The organism is Streptomyces sp. NPDC033177 (genome assembly GCF_055577715.1).
This window is the reverse complement of sequence record NZ_JBVIPS010000010.1, coordinates 132,133-154,056: the sequence shown is the minus strand read 5'-3', so window position 1 is coordinate 154,056 and position 21,924 is coordinate 132,133. Positions and strand designations below refer to the sequence as shown.

21 protein-coding genes and 1 pseudogene are annotated in these 21,924 nt (G+C 70.9%); 12 read left to right on the top strand and 10 right to left on the bottom strand.

Annotated elements, in window-relative coordinates; genetic code table 11:
* Window positions 1-35 precede the first annotated feature (35 nt).
* The 6 genes from ACZ5U5_RS31375 to ACZ5U5_RS31350 all read right to left on the bottom strand — a co-directional run bounded on the left by ACZ5U5_RS31375 (window position 36) and on the right by ACZ5U5_RS31350 (window position 3,404).
* Window positions 36-575 carry a hypothetical protein gene (locus tag ACZ5U5_RS31375; RefSeq protein ID WP_469028364.1) on the bottom strand — a complete coding sequence of 180 codons (540 nt, stop codon included), beginning with the start codon at window positions 573-575 and terminating at the stop codon, window positions 36-38.
* On the bottom strand, window positions 572-1,333 hold the full coding sequence (locus ACZ5U5_RS31370) for a hypothetical protein (RefSeq protein WP_469028361.1): 762 nt from the start codon (window positions 1,331-1,333) through the stop codon (window positions 572-574). Before ACZ5U5_RS31370 ends, ACZ5U5_RS31375 begins: the two co-directional genes overlap by 4 nt.
* Window positions 1,330-2,409 carry an ERF family protein gene (locus ACZ5U5_RS31365; protein WP_469028358.1) on the bottom strand — a complete coding sequence of 360 codons (1,080 nt, stop codon included), beginning with the start codon at window positions 2,407-2,409 and terminating at the stop codon, window positions 1,330-1,332. The genes ACZ5U5_RS31370 and ACZ5U5_RS31365 overlap by 4 nt, the downstream gene beginning before the upstream one ends.
* A complete protein-coding gene (locus ACZ5U5_RS31360) occupies window positions 2,406-2,786 on the bottom strand; it encodes a hypothetical protein (RefSeq protein WP_469028356.1) in 381 nt (126 codons plus the stop codon). The genes ACZ5U5_RS31365 and ACZ5U5_RS31360 overlap by 4 nt, the downstream gene beginning before the upstream one ends.
* Window positions 2,783-3,163: a hypothetical protein gene (locus ACZ5U5_RS31355; RefSeq protein WP_469028353.1), complete on the bottom strand. Its 381-nt coding sequence runs from the start codon at window positions 3,161-3,163 to the stop codon at window positions 2,783-2,785. Before ACZ5U5_RS31355 ends, ACZ5U5_RS31360 begins: the two co-directional genes overlap by 4 nt.
* 67 nt (window positions 3,164-3,230) lie before the next feature.
* A complete protein-coding gene (locus ACZ5U5_RS31350) occupies window positions 3,231-3,404 on the bottom strand; it encodes a hypothetical protein (RefSeq protein ID WP_469028351.1) in 174 nt (57 codons plus the stop codon).
* 513 nt (window positions 3,405-3,917) lie between these two features.
* On the opposite strand from ACZ5U5_RS31350, the gene ACZ5U5_RS31345 reads away from it, so the two are divergent.
* Genes ACZ5U5_RS31345 through ACZ5U5_RS31335 form a run of 3 tightly spaced genes read left to right on the top strand, consistent with a single transcriptional unit; the run spans window position 3,918 to window position 6,406 of the window.
* Window positions 3,918-4,355, top strand: a complete 438-nt coding sequence (locus ACZ5U5_RS31345; RefSeq protein ID WP_469028348.1) for a helix-turn-helix domain-containing protein — start codon at window positions 3,918-3,920, stop codon at window positions 4,353-4,355.
* A gap of 15 nt (window positions 4,356-4,370) precedes the next feature.
* A complete protein-coding gene (locus tag ACZ5U5_RS31340; RefSeq protein ID WP_469028345.1) occupies window positions 4,371-4,736 on the top strand; it encodes a hypothetical protein in 366 nt (121 codons plus the stop codon).
* Window positions 4,733-6,406 carry a recombinase family protein gene (locus ACZ5U5_RS31335; protein WP_469028342.1) on the top strand — a complete coding sequence of 558 codons (1,674 nt, stop codon included), beginning with the start codon at window positions 4,733-4,735 and terminating at the stop codon, window positions 6,404-6,406. Before ACZ5U5_RS31340 ends, ACZ5U5_RS31335 begins: the two co-directional genes overlap by 4 nt.
* Window positions 6,407-6,566: 160 nt before the next feature.
* Here the strand turns inward: ACZ5U5_RS31335 and ACZ5U5_RS31330 are convergent, their stop codons facing one another.
* Window positions 6,567-8,930 (bottom strand): bifunctional SulP family inorganic anion transporter/carbonic anhydrase, encoded by a 2,364-nt coding sequence (locus ACZ5U5_RS31330; RefSeq protein WP_469028339.1) that lies wholly within the window; start codon window positions 8,928-8,930, stop codon window positions 6,567-6,569.
* A 398-nt stretch (window positions 8,931-9,328) separates the two neighbouring features.
* On the opposite strand from ACZ5U5_RS31330, the gene ACZ5U5_RS31325 reads away from it, so the two are divergent.
* Window positions 9,329-10,609: a polysaccharide deacetylase family protein gene (locus ACZ5U5_RS31325; protein WP_469028337.1), complete on the top strand. Its 1,281-nt coding sequence runs from the start codon at window positions 9,329-9,331 to the stop codon at window positions 10,607-10,609.
* Window positions 10,610-10,638: 29 nt separating this feature from the next.
* Here ACZ5U5_RS31325 and ACZ5U5_RS31320 read toward each other — a convergent pair whose 3' ends face one another.
* Window positions 10,639-11,619, bottom strand: a complete 981-nt coding sequence (locus ACZ5U5_RS31320; RefSeq protein WP_469028335.1) for an ATP-binding protein — start codon at window positions 11,617-11,619, stop codon at window positions 10,639-10,641.
* A 101-nt stretch (window positions 11,620-11,720) separates the two neighbouring features.
* Between ACZ5U5_RS31320 and ACZ5U5_RS31315 the strand changes: the two genes are divergently transcribed.
* Window positions 11,721-12,536 (top strand): Fic family protein, encoded by an 816-nt coding sequence (locus ACZ5U5_RS31315; RefSeq protein WP_469028333.1) that lies wholly within the window; start codon window positions 11,721-11,723, stop codon window positions 12,534-12,536.
* A 344-nt stretch (window positions 12,537-12,880) separates the two neighbouring features.
* Here ACZ5U5_RS31315 and ACZ5U5_RS31310 read toward each other — a convergent pair whose 3' ends face one another.
* Complete coding sequence (locus tag ACZ5U5_RS31310) at window positions 12,881-13,720, bottom strand: HAD family hydrolase (protein ID WP_469028330.1); 840 nt, start codon at window positions 13,718-13,720, stop codon at window positions 12,881-12,883.
* 532 nt (window positions 13,721-14,252) lie between these two features.
* Between ACZ5U5_RS31310 and ssd the strand changes: the two genes are divergently transcribed.
* The 7 genes and pseudogenes from ssd to ACZ5U5_RS31275 form a co-directional block, all read left to right on the top strand.
* Window positions 14,253-15,392, top strand: a complete 1,140-nt coding sequence (ssd, locus tag ACZ5U5_RS31305; protein ID WP_469028328.1) for a septum site-determining protein Ssd — start codon at window positions 14,253-14,255, stop codon at window positions 15,390-15,392.
* A complete protein-coding gene (locus ACZ5U5_RS31300) occupies window positions 15,389-16,564 on the top strand; it encodes a TadA family conjugal transfer-associated ATPase (protein ID WP_469028326.1) in 1,176 nt (391 codons plus the stop codon). Before ssd ends, ACZ5U5_RS31300 begins: the two co-directional genes overlap by 4 nt.
* Window positions 16,561-17,409 carry a type II secretion system F family protein gene (locus tag ACZ5U5_RS31295; RefSeq protein WP_469028323.1) on the top strand — a complete coding sequence of 283 codons (849 nt, stop codon included), beginning with the start codon at window positions 16,561-16,563 and terminating at the stop codon, window positions 17,407-17,409. Before ACZ5U5_RS31300 ends, ACZ5U5_RS31295 begins: the two co-directional genes overlap by 4 nt.
* Complete coding sequence (locus ACZ5U5_RS31290) at window positions 17,406-18,191, top strand: type II secretion system F family protein (RefSeq protein WP_469028321.1); 786 nt, start codon at window positions 17,406-17,408, stop codon at window positions 18,189-18,191. The genes ACZ5U5_RS31295 and ACZ5U5_RS31290 overlap by 4 nt, the downstream gene beginning before the upstream one ends.
* Before the next feature lie 72 nt (window positions 18,192-18,263).
* The gene (locus tag ACZ5U5_RS31285) at window positions 18,264-18,467 is read left to right on the top strand and encodes a DUF4244 domain-containing protein (protein ID WP_469028318.1); all 204 of its coding nucleotides are present in this window, start codon (window positions 18,264-18,266) and stop codon (window positions 18,465-18,467) included.
* Window positions 18,454-18,843: a TadE family type IV pilus minor pilin gene (locus ACZ5U5_RS31280; RefSeq protein ID WP_469028315.1), complete on the top strand. Its 390-nt coding sequence runs from the start codon at window positions 18,454-18,456 to the stop codon at window positions 18,841-18,843. Before ACZ5U5_RS31285 ends, ACZ5U5_RS31280 begins: the two co-directional genes overlap by 14 nt.
* A pseudogene (locus tag ACZ5U5_RS31275) lies at window positions 18,840-19,181 on the top strand (Rv3654c family TadE-like protein); the annotation flags it as partial. The gene ACZ5U5_RS31280 and the pseudogene ACZ5U5_RS31275, both read left to right, overlap by 4 nt.
* Window positions 19,182-19,421: 240 nt before the next feature.
* Here ACZ5U5_RS31275 and ACZ5U5_RS31270 read toward each other — a convergent pair.
* Window positions 19,422-21,875: a DEAD/DEAH box helicase gene (locus ACZ5U5_RS31270; RefSeq protein ID WP_469028313.1), complete on the bottom strand. Its 2,454-nt coding sequence runs from the start codon at window positions 21,873-21,875 to the stop codon at window positions 19,422-19,424.
* Between the last annotated feature and the right edge of the window lie 49 nt (window positions 21,876-21,924).

Genomic DNA, 21,924 nt, shown 5'->3' with positions numbered 1-21,924 from the left:
GGGTCCGGCGGCTCTCCCTCGCCCCAGGGGCCCGTCTAGGCGGCGGAGTAGAACGGGCGGGTGTGGGCGGGCTGGTGCTCGTCGCAGCGCGGCCCGCACGGGTAGAGGCGGACCGGGAGGGCGCCGCATCGGGGGTTGCCGTGTTCGCAGTCCGCGGCGGCGGCCGGGTTGTTGCACGCGTTGCAGTACCGCTTGCCGTTCTCGCGGTGGCGCCCGTGTACGGCCTGGTCGTGGTCGCAGGACGGCGGCCGGTGCTCGATGCCCTTGACGATGGCGAGGGCCGCGCGGTCGCGTTGGCGCGCGGCCTGGTCGTCGACGTGCCCCGGATCGCAGCATCCGGCGTGCTCGCACACGGGGCGGACCGTGCCGACCGGTTGGCGGCCGGTGCGCAGGATGAAAGCGGCCTGATAGGCGGTGTAGTCGCGGCCCTGGTGGCGGAAGCGACCGCCCCCGCTGGTGGGTCGGCCCATCCACTCGCGGTGCTCGCCCACGGCGCGGGTGCGCGCGACGAACTCCTTCGCGAGTTCCTCGGGCACGCCCTGAGTCGGCGTGGTGTCAGGGGTGCGCTCGGTCACTGCTCGCCCCCTGCCTGAGTGACGGGAGCGGGGGCGGGGGCGAGGGCGGGCAGATGGTCGGCGAGGGTGCCCGTGCGCCACGCGGCGGTGACCAGCTCGCGGCCCGCGGCCGGTTGCGTCTTGCTGCCTCGGGTGTAGGTCAGGCGGTGCGAGGCCGCCCGCGACGGGCGTATGTCGACGCCGGGCACGTCGTGCAGCACTCCGGACGCTTCGTCGAGGTAGCGGGCGGCACCGGCCGCGGTCGCCTCGGCGAGGACCCGTCCGGAGAATCCGGGGCGCACGCTGGTGCGGACCTGGGCGGGGACGACCTCGACGACGTGCTCGGTGGGGAAGTGGTCGCGCACCCACGCGCGGAACGCGTCGGCGTCGACAACCGTCGCTTCCCGTTCGCCTCCTTGGCGGGAGACAGAACCGATCTTCGTTCCGTCGGGCAGCGTCGCGTCGATCTTCGTGGTGCCGCTGGCCTTGTACTGCCGTTCGAGCAGGTCGTCGGCTTCGCGCTTGGCGTCCTTGTAGGCGTCCTTGACCTGGTCGAGCAGGGCGCCGAGGACGGCCTGTCGCGTGACGGCATCGCGGACGGCGGCCGGTTGCGGCGCCGCGGGGCCCGCGACGGCGGGCGCCGGGTCCGGGAGGTCGAGCGGGTCCTCGCCGCGGGCGGCGCGCTCCTCGGCCTCGATCCTGTTCAGCTCTATGCGCCCGGTGATGGTGTCGAGGTGGTGCTGTTCGATCTCGGTCAACGGCTTTGCGGTCGTGGTCACTTCGCACCCCCGGCGTTCTCGATCAGGGCGCGGAACTGGTCGAGCTGAGCGGCGAGGGCGTGCTCGATCGGCAGTCCGTAGGCGCGTTCGAAATCAGCGTCAAGGGTGGGCAGGTTGGCACGGGAGGCGGCGAGCCTGAGCGCGTTCTCGGCGTCCGCGGCGGCGGCTTCCATGCTCTTGGGCGGGTTCGGCGGCGGCGCCTGCTCTCGCTGTGGGGCGCTCTGCTGGGGTGTCTGCTGTGCCTGCTGGGCACTCTGGCGCTTCTCGGCGTCGATGCGGTCAAGGCGGGTGAGGAAGTCGGCGGGGGCGCCGGACTTCTCAGCTCGGGCGCGTACCTGGGCGAATGCCTCGGGCGAGGCGGCGGCCTGCGCCGAGGCGAGCAACTGCCGGGCTTGCTCTGACAAGTCGCTGTCCTGCTGGGGCCCCTGCGTCTCCCATGGCCCAGCCTCGGCGCGGTTGCTGCGGCGCGGCTGCTGCCCGCGCTGCTGGCGCTGGTGTCCGCGCTGCTGTTGGCGCTGTTGGCGCTCCGCGCGCTGTTCGGGTGTGGGCTCCGGGTGGTGGCGGTCGCCGTCGTCAATGCTGCGGCTGTCCACAGGCAGCATGAACAGAGCGAAGAGGAAGTACTTAAGAGCGGCGGATTGGGCCTTGTTCATCGACTTGTCCGCGTAGTCGAAAGCCTCGCCCGGCACGTCCGCGACCAGGCAGTCACCTGCGGGCCCGTAAACGCGGTACCGCATCGTGATCAGGGTCCGGGTCATCTTCCCGTCACGCGTCTGCGTGTGGCTGGCGATCGTCGGCAGGATGAAGACGCCGTGCGCCCGCATCGGGCCCGCCATGGCCGACATGACGTCGTCGATGCCGCGGAAGTTGTAGTTCTGCTGCTCGTTGCGCTGGTTCTTCCCGACGGGCATCGCGTCGCACATCACTGCGTTGATGGCAGCGAACACACGGGGGGAGTCGGCCGGGGCCCCTTCGGGGGCAGGGACGTATACGACATCGGTGGCGGGAATGGCGGTGAGCGGGGGCATGGTGGTCCGCTGCTCGGGGCGGGCGGTGGGCAGGGTGGTCACGGTCACGAGCGGGCGTTCCTGTTCTGTGCGGTGCGATGGCGAATGTGGGCGGCGGCCTTGGTGATGCGGGTGGCGAGGGTGATCGCGTCGTCGGGGTCGAGCAGGGGGTCGAGGGCGACGGCGGTAGGGCAGTCCTCGACCAGGGCCTCGCGGGTGGCGTCGGCCTGGGCGGCGCGCATGGCGCGGCCGTAGTCGGTGGCGTCCTCGCTGCACATCGCGGCGTCGAGGGCGACGACACTCGCGGCGTGCGCAGTGAGCAGGCGGCCGACGGCGTCGGGGTCCTGGGCGTAAGCGAGGGCGAGGTCGTCGAGCAGCGGCTCGACCTGCTCGGCGAGCGGGAGGCGGACGGCGAGGCCGTCGGCGGAGAGCTGGGGGCGGATCACTGGTGCAGCTCCTCGGGCATGGTCGGCTCATCGATGGCGAGGGCTCCGGTGATGGCGTCGTAGACGTGCGGGCGTCTCCAGTCGGCGGCGGGAAACGTCCGGCGCATCAGGTCGCGGGCGGCGCGGTGTGCTGCGCGGTCGGCGGTGAGGGGGAGGCCGAGGGCGTCGTCGAGGGCGACGGCCGTTGCGAGGCGCTGCTCGCCGTCGCGGGCCGCCGTCACGAGGACGGTCCGCACACGGGTGGCGCCGGGCGCGATGGCGTCCAACTGCCGGGCGAGCAGGGCGACGGGGTGGGCGAGGTCGGCGCGGGCCTGGCGGGCGCCCTGTACGGCGAGGGCGGCGCGGGAGGGGTGGCGGGTAATCTCGGGCGTGTTCACGATCGGGTCTCCAAGCGGTCGTGGCGGGGCCGCTCCGGGCGCAATCCGGGGCGGCCCCTTGGCGTTGTCAGGCGGCGGCGCGGTGGGAAAGGGTGCGTGCGGCTCGGTCGGCGCGTATGGCCCGTTCGAGGTCGTCCACGGACGGACCGCCGGGGGCGTAGCAGGCTCGGGCGGCGGCCTGGACGGTCATGCCGTCCATCGCGTCGCATCCGGCCCGCCAGACACGGGCTGCGGCTCGCATCGCCTGTCTCTGGGCCAGGCTCGGCGCGTTCACGCGGCGGCCCGCGACATCAGTTGACGTGCGGATACGCCGTAGTGGTCCTCAACGGCCGCGGCCACAGCGGCAGATGGGGCGGTACGCCCATGCCACAAACGCCACGCGGTGTTACGTGCAACCTTCAACCGCCGGGCGGTGTCTGAGGGAGTGCGGTCGCCTGCATTCCGGGCGGCGGCGACCAGGAGAGAGCGGTCGTACACGGCAGCATCGTGCTTCCGTGGCCGGATAGCTTCCGTCCACGAGTGGAACGTTAACACGATGCACGTACATACGTACGCCCCATGAGTCGCACAAGCGTCCGAAAATCCCAGCTGTCACCCTTGACCCACGGTCTAGGCTCCCGGACACTGAGTTACTCGAACGCATATTCGTATGGAAAGTGCAGGTGAGGGGGGACGGTGTCATTCCACGATCTGAAATCAGCTGCGCGCCTTGGGCGCTCTAGAACGCATCGTCCACGCGCGGTATGTTCCATCCATGGAACGAACAGACTCGGCCGCACCCCAACGCTTCGCCGCCTGGCTCCGAGATCAGCTCACCCAGCGCGGATACGACCTACGACCTAGGGGCGGCGGACAAACCAAGTTCGCCGACGACTCAGGCATCGGCCGCGCCACCATCAGCCGCATCCTCGCCGGCCAGGGCGCCACCGACACCGGCGTACTCGCAAACCTCGCCAAAGCCCTACACCTCCCACTGAGTGAAGTACTCGTGATCGCCGGAATCCTCGACGAGAACGAACTCCACGGCGTCCAGAACCCCGAAACAGGGCCACGACGCATTACCCCCGAACAAGCCGCCGACGAACTCGGCATCAAAGACGACCAGTCACGACGCTTGTTCATCAACATGACCCACACCCTGCAACGCCCCCCGAACCCCACTAACGGAGAGAGCCGCGCAGCAGAGCACTAACCGCACGGAGGCACAGTGTTCAGCCGGTACATGCCCGCCATCGCCCTCACCCTTCTTGGGACAGGAATCGCCGCGGGCGTCCTTGGCCTGCTCGGAGACAACGAAGACGTCTACAGAGTCGGCATCTTCGTGACCGTCACCTCACTGCCTCTGCTGATCCTGCGCACCCTCCGCAACGCCCAACGCGCCAGCACCCACCAACTCGCCGAGGCCGACAACGCCGGATACCTCCGAGCGCTCGACCACGTCGCCCGCGGCCTGCTCGACCAACACACCGCGCCGCCCAACCCACGGGACCGCGCCACGATCGAGCAGGTAGCGGGCAACGTGATCCACATTCGCCCGCTCCCCTACAAGAGAGAGGAACGGAAGGCGTTGTGACCAGAGCGCAAACGCCCCTACCGACCCAGGGATCGCCAGGCATACGCGAGCCCTGGGTCGGTTACATCAGGGTCAGTACCTACTACGAGGACAAGATCAGCCCCGACATTCAGCGAGCGGCGATCAACGCATGGGCCGACCGCACCAACCGCCGCATCGTCAAGTGGATCGAAGACCTCGACATATCCGGCCGCACGTTCAAACGCAAAATCATGAACGGCATCAAGACCGTCGAGGAGAGGGAAGCCCGCGGCATCGCCGTCTGGCGATACAGCCGCTTCGGGCGCTCCCGTCACGGCAACGCCGTGAACCTCGCACGGCTCGAACAGGTCGGCGGACGACTGGAGTCGGCGACAGAATCCACCGACACCAGCACCGCATTCGGGCGCCTACAAATGGGAATGGCGTTCAAGTTCGCCGAGTACGAGAGCGACCGCATCGGCGAAGTCTGGTCCGAGACCCGCGAACACCGCCGCGCGCACGGCCTACCGGCCACCGGCGGACAGCGATGGGGCTACAAATGGCACCGCCGCGTACTCGACGAGAAAGGCGTACTCCACCCCGAGTGGTACGAACCGGCCGAAGACCTCGGCCTGATCGCACTCGACCTCTACGAACGCGCCGCCGACGGCCAGCCCATGAACTCACTGACCAAGTGGCTAGGGCGCAACTGCTACACCGGCACCCGCGGAAAGCCGTGGAACCAAACCGGACTCACCCGCTACATGGACTCCGGATTCCCCGCGGGATGGCTCCGCTACCACCCCGACGATTGCGACTGCCCGCCGACAGACCCCGAGGGCAACGTGCACCGCGCCGCCCTGTGCAAGAAGAAGGTCTACATGCCGGGGTCACACGAGCTGATCGTCAAGGAAGACGTATGGGAGGAGTACCAGCGCAGACGCAAGCTCGCCAGCAACAAGCCAGCCACCAACCGAGCACCCGCCTACCCCACTTCCGGACTGGTCGTCTGCGGACGCTGCGGCGGCGCAACCGTGGCAGGGGGAGGCTCCACCTACGGCGCGGGCAAGGTGCTCATTCGGAAGAACGGATACGTCTTCCGATGCAGCGCGCACAAGGACAACGCCACCTGTGACGGCGTTTACATCCTCCGCACCGTCATAGAAGCCAAAGTGCGCGAACGCCTCGCAGAGTGGGCCGACGAGATCGAGGCCGAGGCCGCCAAGCTCGCGGACCAGGAGGCGGCCAACCCCAAGAAACCGAAGGAGGACCCGACCACACCAGCCGCACGACTTGAGGCCGCGCGCAAACGACTGCACGAGCGGCTCGCCGAGATCGAGACCGAACTCGACACGCAAACGAGCCTGGTCTCACGGGGCATCATCCCCGAGGACAGTTACACCCGCGAGCGCGACCGGCTCACGACGGAACAGAAGTCCGTCACTGAAGAGCTAGCCGCGCTCGACACGAGCACCGACCAGACCGAAGCCACCAAGGCCGACTATCTACCGGTGATCCGCGGCCTGATCGACCGTTGGGACATCACACCGGTAGACACCCGCCGGACCATGCTGCGCACGCTGCTTCGTGGCGTGTGGGCGTACCCGAAGGTGAAGGTCGCCGACGGCGAGGACATCGCGCCGTACGCGGTCCCTGTGGCCGTATGGGAAGAACCCCCGGCCACGATCGGGCGCCGCGCCGCGGCATAACCGCAGGTCACGCAACGAGCGTCCGTGCATCGCCTACTTGAGAAGGTTGGCCAGGCTTTCGTTGCTCACGACATCTCCCATTCCCAGGGTGTCCGTTGTGTCCAAAGCCACAGCTCATCAGACCCGAACCCCTGGTGACAAGAGCTTGCCGAAAATTGGTTTAGACCTTTACTCGGCTAGGCGGCTCCTCGCGGGGTTCTCCCTGGTGCGGTGACGGCGTCACCTGGTCGAATACGTCGTCCGGGCTGTCGGTCAGCAGATAGGCCTGCGCCTCGCCGACATGGAAGTACATGCCATGCAGTTCGAGGGAGCCCTCGGCCATGCGTCGCGCCACGGACTCGTGGCCACGCAGATGCGCCAACTGCTGGACCACATTGGTCAGGCAGAGCTGTTCGACCGTGTCGGCGGGCGCCCGCCCGGCGAGCCGCGTCCAGCCCTCCCGCTCGTGGGCCACCATGCGCTCGAGGCTCGGCATCCCGTGCCGCAGCCAACGCTTGAGGGGCGTCTGGGCGCCCCCGGGGGGAGTGGTGAGCAGCGCCTGCATCGCCCCGCATCCGGAGTGCCCGCACACGGTGATGGACCGCACCCGCAGCACGTCCACCGCGTACTCGATCGCCGCGGCCACCGAGTCGTCGCCGCTCTCTGCGCCCGGCAGCGGCACCAGATTGCCGACGTTGCGCACGACGAAGAGGTCGCCGGGGCCGCTCGACGTGATCATCGAGGTCACGAGCCGGGAGTCGGCGCAGGTCAGGAAGAGCTGCGAGGGCTGCTGCCCCTCGCGCGCGAGCCGGGCGAGCTCCCTTCGTACGTGCGGTGCGGTGTTCCGCTGGAAAGCGCTGATTCCGCTTGCCAGTTGATACCCGCTGGGCCCCGTCTCGCCCCGCGGTGTTTCCTGGGGGCGGTCGCAGTGGTGATTGCGCCAGGCCGTCCAGGGCCGGCAGCAGGAGTGCGACGAACTGGCGGGCTCGGCGATCCGCGTCCCGGCACGCCCGGTCACCTCGACGGCGCCACCCTGCGCGGTGTGCGCGTCCTGCCAGCACTGCAGGGCTTCGTACGCCGCGTGGTCCATGAACGATCCGTCCAGCTCGACGACGGCCGAAGCGCCGTGCGGGACGAGATGCAGCGCCCTGCTGAGGCGCGGCACGGCGAGGAAGGTCAACTGCCCGCGCACGCGCACGTGGTGGACGCCGTCCTCCTCGGTGTGCGTGATCCGGGTGCGGGCGAGGCGGTGCAGCGCGACGGCCACGGCGACGGCGACACCGATGCTCACGCCTTCGAGCACCCCGAGGAAGACCACACCGAGCGTCGTGGTCGTGTACACGAGGATCTCGCGGTGGCGGGTGATGGTGCGGATGTGGTTCAGGCTCACCATCTGGATGCCGACCGCCATCACCAGGGCGGCGAGCGCGGCGAGCGGGATCTGCTCAAGCAGGGGGACCAGCAGCAGGGCGGCCACTACTACCCAAACGCCGTGCAGCATCGTGGAGTTCCGGCTGACGGCACCCGCCCGGACATTGGCCACGGTGCGCACCGCGACCCCGGCGACGGGGAGCCCGCCGAGCGCTCCGGACACGGCGTTGGCGGCGCCCTGGCCGAGCAGTTCGCGGTTGAGGTCGGAGCGGACGCCGCCGGCGCGCGGGTCGCGTCGCGCGGAGACCAGCTTGTCCACGGCGACGGCGCCGAGCAGTGACTGCACGCTGCAGACCAGCGTGATCGTGAGGACGGCGGCCACGAGCCCGAGGGCGGGCCCTTCGGGCAGACCGACCAGCGCGTGACTGCGCCACGACGGCAGGTCGACCTTGGCCACGCTCAGCCCGGCGACCACGGCGACGGCCGTGGCGGCGGCGACGGACACCAGGGGGGCCGGTACGCCCCGCAGGGCTTTGCCCGTACGCCCGGGGATCCGCGGCCAGAGCAGCAGCAGCGCAAGGGTCAGCAGGCTGATCGACAGCGCCGCCGGATGTACGTCGGCCAACTGGGCCGGCAGGCCACGGAGGTTGTCGAGCACGGAGCTCTGCGGGGTGCCGCCGAGCACGATGTGCAGCTGGGCGACGGCAATGGTGACACCGATCCCGGCCAGCATGCCGTGCACGACGGCCGGGCTGACGGCGAGCGCCGTGCGGGCCACGTGCAGGCAGCCGAGGGCGAGTTGGCAGAGCCCGGCGAGAACGGTGATGGCGCAGGTGGTCCGCCAGCCGTACTGGTGGATGAGGTCGGCGGTGACGACCGTGAGCCCTGCGGCGGGTCCGCTGACCTGCAGCGGCGATCCGCCGACCCATCCGGCGACCAGGCCACCGACGGCGGCGGCGACGAGGCCCGCCTGGAGCGGGGCGCCAGTGGCGAGCGCGATACCGAGGGACAGCGGAAGGGCGATCAAGAAGACGGCGATCGACGCGGAGACGTCGGCGCCGGCGATGCGGAACTTGCGGACCTTGCGGAACTTGCCGGGCGGCGGCGCGTGCGGCTCGTGGTCGCGTGAGTCGTGGGCCGAGTCGGTGGCATGGGTGGGGACGCAGGCAGACATGGTTTCCCGTCTCCTCCGGGGCGGCGCGGTCGCGGGACAAGGGGCCCTCCGGAGGTCTCCGGTGGGCGGGGTCGCGGCCGTGGGTCACGGCGTTGCAGCGGCGGGATTTCTCAACTCTCGGTAAACGAATCGTAATGGAGAGTAAAGGCTATGGATAGACAAGCGGGGCAAATGGGGCACTAGATCACTCCGAAGGGTGAATAAAGCATTTTGTCGGCTTGTCGTACCACGTGGCTCATGACCCCGTGCGACGTTGGCGGCGCTGTGGTTCATTCCCGGGCATTACGGACCAATCGCTTTCCCGGTGGTGACCCCTGAAGTGCCCCTGTGGGCTCCCTGCAGTCCCCTGCAGCCGTGCCCCATTCGAAGCCGACTTGAAGGAAGAAGGTGGGCGGAAGATGGCCGCCACCCAGAGGATCCAGCGGATCGCCGCGGGCACCACCGCCCTCGTGGCATGCGTCGCGGTACTGGCCGGTTGCTCCAGCGGCGACACCGGCACCAAGTCAGGCGCCCCGGGCGCCAAGAAGGCATCTCCCGCCCCGGCGCCCAAGAGCGCGGTCCGCATGATCGGCGACGGCTCCACCGCCTTCACCGGCCGCCAGCCGCACCTGCCCGAGCCCGCCCGGCTGAGACCCGGCCAGAAGCCGCCCCAGTTCGTGGTCTTCTCCTGGGACGGCGCCGGCGAGGACAGCCAGAAGCTTTTCTCGCACTTCCGCAAGGTGGCCAAGCGGAACGACGCCACGATGACGTACTTCCTCAGCGGCGTGTACATGCTCCCCGAGGCGAAGCGGAAGCTCTACGACCCGCCGCAACACCAGTCCGGCGCCTCGGACATCGGCTTCAACGACCGCGAGGGAATCAAGGACACCGTGGAGCAGCTCCGCGGCGCCTGGCTCGAGGGCAACGAGGTCGGCACCCACTTCAACGGCCACTTCTGCGGCGCCGGCCGCGGTGTGGGCGAGTGGTCGGTCGACGACTGGAAGAGCGAGATCAAGCAGGCCAAGTCCTTCGTGAAGGCCTGGAAGACGAACACGGGCATGAAGAAGGCGCAGCCACTGCCCTTCGACTACGACAAGGAACTCATCGGCGCCCGCACGCCCTGCCTCGAAGGCCAGAAGAACTTCATGCGGGCCGCCCGCGACCTGGGCTTCCGCTACGACACCAGCGGCGTCAACAACCAGGTCTGGCCCAAGAAGAAGGAAGGCCTCTGGGACCTGTCGATGCAGCTGGTCCCCGTCCCCGGCCGCAAGTTCGAGACGCTGACCATGGACTACAACTTCATGGTGAACCAGTCGGGCACGACGTCACAGGGCGACCCCAGCAAGCACGAGTACTGGGGTGACCAGATGCGTGACGGGCTGCTCCAGGGCTTCGAGCGCGCCTACAAGGGCAACCGTGCCCCGCTGATCATCGGCAACCACTTCGAGTCCTGGAACGGCGGCACGTACATGCGCGCCATCGAGGAGACGATCGAGTCGGTGTGCACCAAGCGCGACGTGCGCTGTGTCTCCTTCCGCCAACTCGCCGACTGGCTCGACGCCCAGGACCCGCAGACCGTTCAGCGCCTCACCAAGCTCCCGGTCGGCAAGGCCCCGAAGGAGGGCTGGAAGTCCTTCCTCTCCGCCAGGCCCGCACCGGCCCCGAAGGGCGTACCGGGCGCTCCGGCAGACAAGCCGTAGCCCTTCGCCGCAGCGCCCTCTGGCGCGATTCAGGCCGTGGCGACGGTCCGCTCACGCAGCACGAAGTCGGGGTCGACCTGGGCAGCCAGGTCGGCACCCGTCCGTTCGTTGCCCCAGCTCTGCGCGTTCTTCAGGTGGAAGTGGACCATCTGACGGGTGTAGCGGTCCCAGTCCCTGCGGTCGTACGAGGTGTCGACGGCGCTCTGAAGTGCCCGCAGGGAACGGCGGTTGTCGTCCTCCAGGAACTCGAACCGGGGCGGGCGGCCCTTCTCCATGGCGCGCACCCAGTCCGAGTGCCCGACCGTCACCAGGAGGTCGTCGCCGACCTGCTCGCGCAGGAAGTCGATGTCGTCCTGGCCCTGCACCTTGTTGCCGACGACCTTGAGGTCGACGCCAAAGTCCCGTGCGTATTCCTTGTACTGGCGATAGACGGAGACCCCCTTACGGGTCGGCTCGGCCACCAGGAACGTCATGTCGAAGCGGGTGAACATGCCGGACGCGAAGGAGTCCGAACCCGCGGTCATGTCCACGACCGCGTACTCGTCGCGCCCGTCGACCAGGTGGTTCAGGAGCAGCTCCACCGCCCCCGTTTTGGAGTGGTAGCAGGCGACACCGAGGTCGGCTTCGGTGAACGGCCCTGTGACCATCAAACGCACGGCTGCGTCGTCGAGTTCCACCGGCCGCGCACACGCGTCGTACACGGGGTTGTCCTCGCGCACCCGCAGGATCCGCGAGCCCTCGCCGGGCGGGGTCGTCTTGATCATCGTGTCGGCGGAGGCGATCCGCGGGTTGGAGCCCCGCAGGTAGTCCTTGATCAGGGGGAGGCGCGCGCCCATGGCGGGCAGGGCGGCGGCGTCCGCTTCGTCGAGGCCGAGCGCGGGGCCCAGGTGTTGGTTGATGTCGGCGTCCACCGCGAGGACCGGTGCTCCGCTGGCGGCGAGGTGTCGGATGAAGAGCGAGGACAACGTGGTCTTGCCGCTGCCGCCCTTCCCTACGAAAGCGATCTTCATGTTCACCAAGGGTAGCCGGACGATCACCTGCCGTATCGATGCGGCGTGAAGAAGACCACTCCTTCGTGGGGCGGGCGCCGGGGGTGCGTAGGGTCGTACTCATGAGTACGACAGCCGATCCGCTCGCGGCCCTGGGCGCACTGCCCGGCGTGGCCGACTCCGTGGACTCCGTACGCAAGGCCGTGGACCGGGTCTACGGGCACCGGATCATGCGGCGCCGCAGCAATGAGGTCACCTCCGAGGCGGCGCTGCGCGGCGCACGCGGCTCGGCGGCCCTCTCCGGTGCCGACTGGGCCCTCGAAGAGGTACGCCGACGCAGCGACTTCGGCGGCGACGGCGAGGCCCGCACGATCGGCGCGGCCCTGCGGCTGACCGCGGAAGCCGGTCAACTCCTGTCCATCTGGCGGCAGTCACCGCTCCGGGTGCTCGCGCGCCTCCACCTCGTGGCCGCCGCCGAGAACGACGAGGCGGCGGGGCGGCCCCGCCTGGCCGGTGAGCCGGTCGACGAGCCGCTGGTGGAGCTGGCTGTCCCGGACTCCGACGAGGTGGCGGGCCGCCTGGAGGGGCTTTCGCAGCTGATCATCGCGGGCGGCTCCGCGCCGGCCCTCGTGACGGCAGCCGTGGTGCACGGCGAACTGCTCAGCCTGCGCCCCTTCGGCTCGCACAACGGCCTGGTCGCGCGCGCGGCCGAGCGCATCGTCCTGGTGGGCAGCGGCCTCGACCCGAAGTCCGTCTGCCCGGCGGAGGCGGGGCACGCGGAACAGGGGCGCGCGGCCTACGTGGGGGCGCTCGACGCCTACGCGTCCGGGACTCCGGAGGGGATGGCGGCCTGGATCGCCCACTGCGGGCGCGCGGTCGAACTGGGGGCCAGGGAGTCCACGGCGGTCTGCGAGGCGATGCAGCGCGGCGCCGCGTAGGAGGGCCTCACGCGGGGGTGCGGCGGCCCTGCTAGAGGTCGGCCTGCACAGGGATGCGGCGGTACGAAACTTCTCGTACCGCCGCTGGCATGTTCACCGGGTTACCAAGCGTCCTCGGAGTTGCCCATCAGGTCGGGAACTTGGCCCGTCACCTGGTGCGGCTGGCCCGTAATCGACGGGTCGACGTCGCGTGGGTGCCCTGTGTTCATGCTTCGGTCCGTGGGGCCGTGGTTGCGTTTAAAGGTAATCCTCTCGGATGTCCTTGGTCTCGCGGGCCGTTGACTCCTTTGTACTCCTGTCCTGGGGTAAGCGGAAGTCCTGGCACTGGTTCTTTACTTTTAGGTTCAAACAAGGGTGAATCGGGCGCGTGAGGTCCTGCGACGGCTCACGAACCACACCAAGCCTGCCGTGGCCGCTGCGGCGCCCACGGCCGCCGCCGCGACGAGCGCGGGCCGGGAGGGCGTCTGGCGCCGCTCCTTGAGCCGGACCGGGCGGTGGAAGTCGAGAATCGGCCACCCGCGCGCGAGGGCCTCGCGTCGCAGGGCCCGATCGGGGTTGACCGCGTGCGGATATCCCACGGATTCGAGCATGGGGACGTCGGTCGCGGAGTCGCTGTAGGCGTGGCAGCGGTCGAGGTCGTATCCCTCGGATTCCGCGAGTTCCTTGATCGCGGCCGCCTTGGTGGGGCCATAGGCGTAGTACTCCACCTCGCCGGTGAAGCAACCGTCGTCACCGACCACCATCCGGGTCGCCACCACCCGGTCCGCTCCGAGCAGTTCACCGATCGGCTCGACGACCTCGGCGCCCGACGTCGAGACGATGACGACGTCACGACCTGCGGTGTGGTGCTCCTCGATCAGGGAGGCGGCCTCGTCGTAGATGATCGGGTCGATCAGGTCGTGCAGCGTCTCGGCGACGATCTCCTTGACCTGCTCCACGTTCCATCCACGGCACAGCGCGGAGAGATACTGGCGCATCCGCTCCATCTGGTCGTGGTCGGCTCCGCCGGCGAGGAAGACGAACTGTGCATATGCGGTGCGAAGAACCGCCCTGCGGTTGATCAGCCCGCCTTGGTAGAACGACTTGCTGAAGGTGAGTGTGCTCGACTTCGCAATGACCGTCTTGTCCAGGTCAAAGAAGGCAGCTGTGCGAGGCAAGGAGTGGTTTTCCACGAGGCCGAGCATAGGCGCCCACCATTCGGCGTAAGGTGAGGCGCGTGGGTTTGCTTGAGAAGGCTCTCGGGTACACCATGGAAGTCACGGATCGTTCGCGACCGTGCTAACCCGGTCTGGCTCCTCCCCCCCCGAGTCGGACCGTGGGGACGACCCCCGCTCTCCCCCCCGGCGGGGGTCGTCGCATGTCCGGATGGGTTTTCCGGGCCTCTCTCGACCCTTATCTGATCGCCTGGCGCCGTCTCGCGGCCGTTTTGGGCGATCTTTCGCATGTCCAAGATCCGTCACGTTGTGTAGTCGTCAGGCTGCTCTATGGAAGCCTTCGAGATGTCACCGGTATGGGTGAAGGGGATATTCACAGCCTTCGTCTTGTCCACAGTTATTGACCAAGATCCACACGTTATCCAGGACCGCTGCACGCTGATTCCGCCGCTTCTGCACGTGAAGTTCATGGCCGGATTGCTTTGGCCGGCTCATCGCTGATGTGGAACGCGGCATTCAACGGGCTTGCAGTGAGAGGGGGCTGGAGATCGTGGCTGGAGTGATGACACGTGACGGGTCGCCGTCGTCCGACGGACGGCAGGGCGGACCACTGATCGTCACGGAAGACGTGGACCTGCTGGACGACCTGCTGCGGCTGTGCGCCGCGGCGGGGGCGCGACCAGAAGTGCAGCACGGCGTGCCGGAGCGCAGAGGCGGCTGGGACGCGGCGCCGCTGATCCTTGTCGGGGACGACGCGGTCGACCGGGTGCGGGGTGCCGTGCGCAGGCGCGGGGTCGTACTGGTCGGCCGGGACCAGGACGACTCGGGGGTCTGGCAGCGCGCGGTGGAGATCGGGGCCGACCATGTGCTGGTCCTGCCCGACGGCGAGCGTTGGCTGGTCGACCGCATCGCCGATGTCGCCGAGGGCGTGGGGCGGCCCGCCCTCACGGTGGGGGTGATCGGCGGCAGCGGAGGCGCCGGTGCCTCGACGCTGGCGTGCGCCCTCGCCGTCACGGCGGCCCGCGCGGGGCGGCGCACGATGCTTGTGGACGCAGATCCGCTCGGTGGCGGGCTCGACGTACTGCTGGGCGGCGAGGCGGCCGACGGACTCCGCTGGCCCGCCTTCGCGCAGTCCAGGGGCCGGGTCGGCGGGGGCGCCCTCGAGGAGTCGCTGCCCGAGCTGCACTCCCTGCGGGTCCTGAGCTGGGATCGGGGCGATGCGGTGGTCATCGCGCCCGAAGCCATGCGGGCGGTGGTCGCCGCGGCCCGCAGGCGGGGCGGGGTGGTGGTCGTCGACCTGCCGCGCCGGGTGGACGAAGGAGTGGCCGAGGCGCTGGCCCAGGTGGATCTGGGGCTCCTGGTGGTGCCCGCGGAACTGCGCGCGGTCGCGGGCGCCCGGCGGGTCGCCTCGGCGGTGGGGATGGTGCTGCGGGACCTGCGGGTGGTGGTCGGCAGGGGCGGCGCCGGTCGCGCGGGAGGCGGCGGGCTCGGAGGGCACGACGGGCTCGGGGAATTCGACGCGGAAGAGGTCGCGCGGCTGCTCGGGCTGCCGCTCGTCGGCGAAGTGCCGACGGAAGCGGACCTGTTGGCCGCGCAGGCCGGGGGCATGCCGCCCGGGGGCGTCGCGCGGGGCCCGCTCGCCCGCTTCTGCACGGCCTTCTGGGACCGGGTCCCGGTGGACGCCACCGGGGGCGGCTCATGAGTGCCGTCGTCGGGGCCCGGATGCTGGACGGGGTGCGCCAGTGGCTCGCGGAGAACGGCACGGAGCCGACCCCGGCCCGCGTCGCCGAGGCGCTGCGGGCCCAGGGCAGGGTGCTCGGCGACGCGGAAGTCCTCGGGACGGCTGCGCGACTGCGGTCGGAGCTGGTGGGCGCCGGGCCCCTTGAGGCCTTGCTCGCGGACGACTCGGTGACCGATGTGCTGGTGTCCGCGCCCGACCGGGTGTGGGTGGACCGCGGCGGCGGCCTGGAGCTGACCGCGGTGTCCTTCGAGGACGCGACGGCCGTGCGGCGGCTCGCACAGCGGCTCGCGGCCGTGGCGGGGCGGCGCCTCGATGACGCCAGGCCCTGGGTGGACGCACGGCTCCCCGACGGCACCCGCCTCCACGCGGTGCTGCCCCCGGTCGCCGTCGGATCGACGTGCCTCTCCTTGCGCGTCGTACGCCCCCGGGCCTTCACCCTCGCGGAACTGACCGCGGCGGGGACGGTGCCGCCGGGCGGGGACCGGGTGCTGCGGGCCCTGATCGACGCCCGGCTCTCGTACGTGATCAGCGGCGGGACGGGTTCGGGCAAGACGACGCTCCTGAGCGCCCTGCTCGGTCTCGTCGGGCCGGGCGAGCGAATCGTGCTCGCCGAGGATTCGGCGGAGCTGCGCCCCGATCACCCGCACGTGGTGCGCCTGGAATCCAGGCCCGCGAACCAGGAGGGGGCCGGTCAGGTGGGCCTCGACGACCTGGTGCGGCAGGCGCTGCGGATGCGCCCCGACCGGCTGGTCGTGGGTGAGGTGCGAGGCGCGGAGGTGGCCCATCTGCTGGCTGCCCTGAACACAGGGCATGAGGGCGGCTGCGGCACGGTCCACGCCAACGCCGCGGGGGATGTGCCCGCCCGCCTGGAGGCCTTGGGGACGGCGGCAGGGCTCGACCGGGCAGCGCTGCACAGTCAGTTGGCGGCCGCGCTGTCCGTGGTCCTCCACCTCGTACGGGACCGGGCAGGACGGCGGCGGATCGCCGAGGTGCATGTCCTGGAACGAGACCCCTGCGGCCTCGTGGTGACGGTGCCGGCGCTGCGGTGGGGCGAGAAGGAGTTCGTCCGGGAGCAGGGCTGGGAGCGGCTGAAGTCGCTTCTGGTGAGCGGCGGTTGGAGTGAGGGGCCATGAGCGCGGTGGGCTTGGCGGCGGCTGTGTGCGCGGGAGCCTCGGCCTTTCTGGTGGTCGGGCGGGACCGCGAGTGGCGGCGGCGAACGCGGGCGGTGCTCGGGGGAGAGGTCTCGGCGGGGCCTTCGGCATGGCGGCGGGCGATAAACCGCGTCGGTGGCCGGGTGGGGCACGAGTGGTGGGCGCTGGCGGGCGGGGCGGTGGTCGCGCTGCTCGGGGAGTCCGTGCTGCCGCTGGTACTGGGAGCGGCCGGGGTGCCGCTGATGCGGCGCGTACGGCGGGGCAGGGACGCACGGCTCGACGAGGAGCGCCGGGCCACCGAAGTGATCGCGCTGTGCGGGTCGCTCGCGGGCGAGGTGCGGGCCGGGCGGCAGCCGGGGGAGGCGTTGAGGACCGCGGCGGCCGGGACTGGCGCCGGGCTCGGTGAGGCGCGGGCCGGGGTTCTTGCGGCGGCGCGGTTCGGCGGTGATGTGCCGGGGGCGCTGGAGGACGCGGCGCGGGCGCCGGGGGCGCGAGGGCTTGTGGGGCTCGCGGCGTGCTGGCGGGTGGCCGTGGACCGTGGCGCCGGACTCGCAGCGGGGCTCGAGCGGCTGGAGGGCGCTCTCCGGGTGGAGCGCGACCAACGCGCTGACCTGCGCGCTCAGTTGGCGGGGCCTCGGTCGACCGCGGTGATGCTCGCGGGGCTGCCGGCCCTCGGGCTGCTGATGGGGAGCGCGTTGGGTGCGGAGCCTTTGCGGGTGTTGCTGCACACCGGGGCGGGGTTCGGATGCCTGGCGGTGGGCGGGGTGTTGGAGGGGGCCGGCGTGTGGTGGGCCCTGCGGATCGTACGAGGGGCGGAGGAGCGATGAGCGTTGTTGTTGTCCACAGGCTGGGGGTGGCCGTGTGGGGTGTGGCGGCTGTGCTCTGGCTGGTGTCGGCTGCGCTTGCCGCGCGGCGTGAACGGGCGGTTCGGGGGCGTACGGGAGTCGTACTTGGGGTGATGGAGCGGCTGCCGGGGGATCGGCGGAGGCATGGGTTCCGGTGGCGGGGCGCGGTGCGGGGGTGGCCGGCGGTGGCCGGGGCGGTGAGTGCCGGGTGGGTGCTGGTGGGCGGCGTCGTGGGGCTCCTGGCGGGGGCGGGTGCCGGGTACGGGGTGTGGCGTTGGTGGCGGGGGCGTGGGCCCCGCGTCGCTGAACTCGACGCGGTGGAGGCCGCTCGGCAACTTCCGCTGGCCGCGGATCTGTTGGCGGCATGTGTTGCTGCCGGCGCGGGGCCTGTCGTGGCCGCTCAGGCTGTCGGCGACGCGCTGAAGGGGCCGGTCGGGGAACGGCTGGCGCAGGGCGCGGCGGAGGTGCGACTAGGCGGCGAACCAGCCGACGCCTGGAGGGAATTGGGCGCGATACCGGGCGCGGCTGCGCTGGCCCGCCTGCTGGAGCGGGCGGGGGACTCGGGGGCTCCGGCGGCCGAGCAGGTGGCCCGTCTCGCTGCGGACTGCAGGGCGGAACGGAGCCGTGCGGCGACGGCGGCGGCGCGCAGGGCCGGAGTGCTGATGACGGCTCCGGTGGGGTTGTTCTTCCTGCCCGCGTTCATCGCGGTGGGGGTGCTGCCGGTGCTGATCGGCCTGGCAGGTGGGTTGTTGAGCGGCGTCTGAGCGGCTCGACCGACTGAAGTCTCGATGGCTGAACGTGATGACAGAACGTACGGAAATTTCACGGGGGTTGCGATGTGGGGACAGCTGTGTGCGCGGGCGTCGAAGGTCTGGTCGCGCGGGGTGCGAGGGGACGCGGGGATGGTCACCTCGGAGTACGCGATGGGGCTCATCGCGGCGGTGGGGTTCGCCGGACTGCTCTACAAGGTGGTGACGAGCGGGCAGGTCAGGGCGGCGTTGCAGGCGGTCGTGGAGAAGGCGCTCGATGTCCAGTTCTGAGCGGGCCCGGGGCGGCCGGTGCTGCGGTGACCAGGGCTTCGTGACGGCTGAGGCGGCCGTGGTGCTGCCCACGCTCGTGCTGTTCACGATGGCGCTGGTCTGGGCGTTGCTGACCGCGTCCGCGCAGATCCAGTGCGTGGACGCGGCTCGGGCAGGAGCGCGGGTGATGGCCAGGCAGGACCCCGAGAGCGCGGCCGTGGCTGCGGCTCGGCAGGCGGCGCCACGGGGCGCGGCGGTGGCCGTGCGGCGTGACGGCGACCTGGTGCGGGTGGAGGTCGTGGCGGACTCGCCGGGGCCGGGGGCGCTGGGGCTCGGGCTGCGCCTGCGGTCGGAGGCGGTGGCGTTGGCGGAGGAGACGGTGGGGGTGGGCGCGTGAGAGGGCGGGCCGGATGGCGGGCTGTCGGGAAGGCGTCGGACCGGGGAGCCGCCACGGTGTGGGTCGTCGTCGTGATGGCCGTGCTGTGTGTGGTCTGCGGCGCGGTCCTCGCGATGGGGCAGGTGATCGTGGCCCGCCATCGGGCAGGCAGCGCGGCGGACTTGGCGGCGTTGGCGGCCGCCGACCACTGGATGCAAGGACGTTCGGGGGCGTGTGCCGCTGCCGGTCGGGTGGCCGAGGCGCAAGGTGCGGGCCTCGTGCGGTGCGCGGTGCACGGCGAGGTCTCGGACGTCACAGCGGCGGCGGGCTTCGGCCCGTTCGTGACGGAGGTCAGATCCCGGGCGGGTCCGGCGGGTCCGGCGGGTCCGGTCGCTCCGGAGCCGGAGCCGAAGCCAAGACCGGGAGCAGGGGCTGTGGCGCTTGCTGGGTGGCGACCGGAGGTGCGGGCGCCGCGAGGCGCCGGAGGGCGGCCAGACGCCCTTGAGGGGCTTGCTGGGCAGAGACAGGAGGTGAGGGCGGGGCCCGCGCCCCGGCGAGCCGGCCAGGAGCGAGTCGCGTGGCGGACGGCACGCGGCTCCTCAGGGCGTGGGCGCGTCCTTGAGGAGCGTGGTGAGAAGGCGGATCGCGCCGCGCTTGTGCAGGGGGTCGTTGCCGTTGCCGCACTTCGGGGACTGGATGCAGGAGGGGCAGCCGGCCTCGCACTCGCAGGAGGCGATGGCCTGACGGGTGGCGGTCAGCCACTCGCGGGCCGTGTGGAAGGCCCGCTCGGCGAAGCCCGCCCCGCCCGGGTGACCGTCGTACACGAAGACGGTCGGCAGGAGCGTGTCCGGATGGAGCGGCACGGAGACGCCGCCGATGTCCCACCGGTCGCAGGTCGCGAAGAGCGGCAGCATGCCGATCGAGGCGTGCTCGGCGGCGTGCAGGGCGCCGCCGAGGATCTCCGGATTGACCCGGGCGGCGTCCAGCTGGTCCTCGGTGACCGTCCACCAGACCGCGCGGGTGCGCAGGGTGCGGGGCGGCAGGTCCAGCTTGGTCTCGCCGAGGACCTCGCCGGTGATCAGCTTGCGGCGCAGGAAGGAGACGACCTGGTTGGTGACCTCCACGGAGCCGTAGCAGAGGCGGCCCGAACCCCAGGGGATCTCGGTGTCCGTCTCCAGGACGGAGATGGCCGTGGTGTCGCGGGCGGTCGTGGAGTAGGGCGGCCGAGCCTCCTCGACCAGGGCCGCCGAGTCCTCCAGGTCCAGGCGGCGCACGAGATACGTACGGCCCTGGTGAAGGTGGACCGCGCCCTCGTGGACGGCGGTGTGCGCGGCGGACGCGTCGACGGTGCCGAGGAGCCGGCCAGTGCCCTCCTCGACGATCTGGACGGGCCTGCCGCCCTCGCCGCGGATGTCGGTGAGGTCGGCGGCCCGCTCCCTGCGGGTCCAGTGCCAGGCCTTCGTGCGGCGGCGCAGCAGCTTCGCGGCCTCCAGCTGCGGGAGCAGGTCCTCGGTGGCCGGGCCGAAGAGGGCCAGGTCGTCGTCCGTGAGCGGAAGTTCCGCGGCGGCCGCGCAGAGGTGGGGTGCGAGGACGTACGGATTGTCGGGATCGAGGACCGTCGACTCCACCGGCTGCTGGAACAGCGCCTCGGGATGGTGGACGAGATACGTGTCCAGCGGGTCGTCGCGGGCGACGAGGACGGCCAGCGCGCCCTGCCCGGAGCGTCCGGCACGGCCCGCCTGCTGCCAGAGCGAGGCGCGGGTCCCCGGATAGCCGGAGATGATCACGGCATCGAGACCGGAGACGTCCACGCCGAGTTCGAGGGCGGTGGTGGCCGCGAGGCCGAGAAGTTCCCCGGAGTGCAGCGCTCGCTCCAGGGCGCGGCGTTCCTCGGGGAGATATCCGCCCCGGTAGGCGGCCACGCGGGGGGCGAGGGAGCGGTCGACCTCGGAGAGGCGTTCCTGGGCGATCACCGAGATCAGCTCGGCGCCGCGCCGGGACCGTACGAAGGCGACCGAGCGGACGCCCTGGACGGTCAGGTCGGTCAGGAGATCCGCCGTCTCGGCGGTGGCGGTGCGGCGGACCGGCGCGCCCTTCTCGCCGTGGAGCTCGGTGAGCGGCGGTTCCCAGAGGGCGAAGACGAGTTCGCCGCGGGGCGAGGCGTCGTCGGCGACCTCCTTCACGGGAAGCCCGGTGAGGCGCTCCGCGGCGATGGCCGGCTCGGCGGAGGTGGCGGAGGCGAGGAGGAAGACGGGGTCGGAGCCGTAGCGGGCGCAGAGGCGGCGCAGGCGACGCAGGACCTGGGCGACGTGGGAGCCGAAGACGCCGCGGTAGGTGTGGCACTCGTCGATGACTACATAGCGCAGGGAGCGCAGGAAGGAGGACCAGCGGGGGTGGGACGGGAGTATCCCGCGGTGCAGCATGTCGGGGTTGGTCAGGACGTAGTTGGCGTACTGACGTACCCATTCGCGTTCTTCGACGGGTGTGTCGCCGTCGTACACGGCGGGGCGGATCGCGTTGCCGAGGGGCTCCGCGAGCTCGCGTACGGCGCGGCGCTGGTCGGCGGCCAGGGCCTTCGTCGGGGCCAGGTACAGCGCGGTCGCGCCACGTCCGTTGGGGGCCTCGGAGCCGTCCAAGAGGGCCGACAGCACGGGAGTGAGATACGCCAGCGACTTTCCCGAAGCCGTTCCGGTGGCGACGATGACCGACTCGCCGTCCAGGGCGTGCTCGGCGGCGAGCGCCTGGTGGGCCCAGGGGTGCTCGATCCCGGCCGACTGCACCGCCGCGACGACCTCGGAACGAATGCGATCAGGCCAGACTGCATACCGGGCCTCGCGCGGGGGCAAGTGCTCCGTATGAGTGACGCGCGAAGCACGGCTCGGCCCCGCGGTGAGCCGGTCCAGGACCGTCCGTGGAGACGTGCGTACCGGGGCGCCCGCGGCGGGTCCTCCGGGCGGAGAAAAGTTGGCCATCGGCACCGAGTGTGTCACTGGCGGGATGGACAATGGTCCCAAGGCGTCGTGCACGCCTGCCGGTAAGTGATTGAATGCCATCGCGGCTGGCGATCCGTCCTGGGGGCTCTGCCGAGGTGTCCCGAGGGAT

Coding starts and splice junctions, on each gene's coding strand:
- ACZ5U5_RS31350 (WP_469028351.1), bottom strand. CDS start 3,404: ATGCGAGCCGCAGCCCGTGTCTGGCGGGCCGGATGCGACGCGATGGAC.
- ACZ5U5_RS31345 (WP_469028348.1), top strand. CDS start 3,918: ATGGAACGAACAGACTCGGCCGCACCCCAACGCTTCGCCGCCTGGCTC.
- ACZ5U5_RS31330 (WP_469028339.1), bottom strand. CDS start 8,930: ATGTCTGCCTGCGTCCCCACCCATGCCACCGACTCGGCCCACGACTCA.
- ACZ5U5_RS31325 (WP_469028337.1), top strand. CDS start 9,329: ATGGCCGCCACCCAGAGGATCCAGCGGATCGCCGCGGGCACCACCGCC.
- ACZ5U5_RS31320 (WP_469028335.1), bottom strand. CDS start 11,619: ATGAAGATCGCTTTCGTAGGGAAGGGCGGCAGCGGCAAGACCACGTTG.
- ACZ5U5_RS31315 (WP_469028333.1), top strand. CDS start 11,721: ATGAGTACGACAGCCGATCCGCTCGCGGCCCTGGGCGCACTGCCCGGC.
- ACZ5U5_RS31310 (WP_469028330.1), bottom strand. CDS start 13,720: ATGCTCGGCCTCGTGGAAAACCACTCCTTGCCTCGCACAGCTGCCTTC.
- ssd (WP_469028328.1), top strand. CDS start 14,253: ATGACACGTGACGGGTCGCCGTCGTCCGACGGACGGCAGGGCGGACCA.
- ACZ5U5_RS31300 (WP_469028326.1), top strand. CDS start 15,389: ATGAGTGCCGTCGTCGGGGCCCGGATGCTGGACGGGGTGCGCCAGTGG.
- ACZ5U5_RS31295 (WP_469028323.1), top strand. CDS start 16,561: ATGAGCGCGGTGGGCTTGGCGGCGGCTGTGTGCGCGGGAGCCTCGGCC.
- ACZ5U5_RS31290 (WP_469028321.1), top strand. CDS start 17,406: ATGAGCGTTGTTGTTGTCCACAGGCTGGGGGTGGCCGTGTGGGGTGTG.
- ACZ5U5_RS31285 (WP_469028318.1), top strand. CDS start 18,264: ATGTGGGGACAGCTGTGTGCGCGGGCGTCGAAGGTCTGGTCGCGCGGG.
- ACZ5U5_RS31280 (WP_469028315.1), top strand. CDS start 18,454: ATGTCCAGTTCTGAGCGGGCCCGGGGCGGCCGGTGCTGCGGTGACCAG.
- ACZ5U5_RS31270 (WP_469028313.1), bottom strand. CDS start 21,875: ATGGCATTCAATCACTTACCGGCAGGCGTGCACGACGCCTTGGGACCA.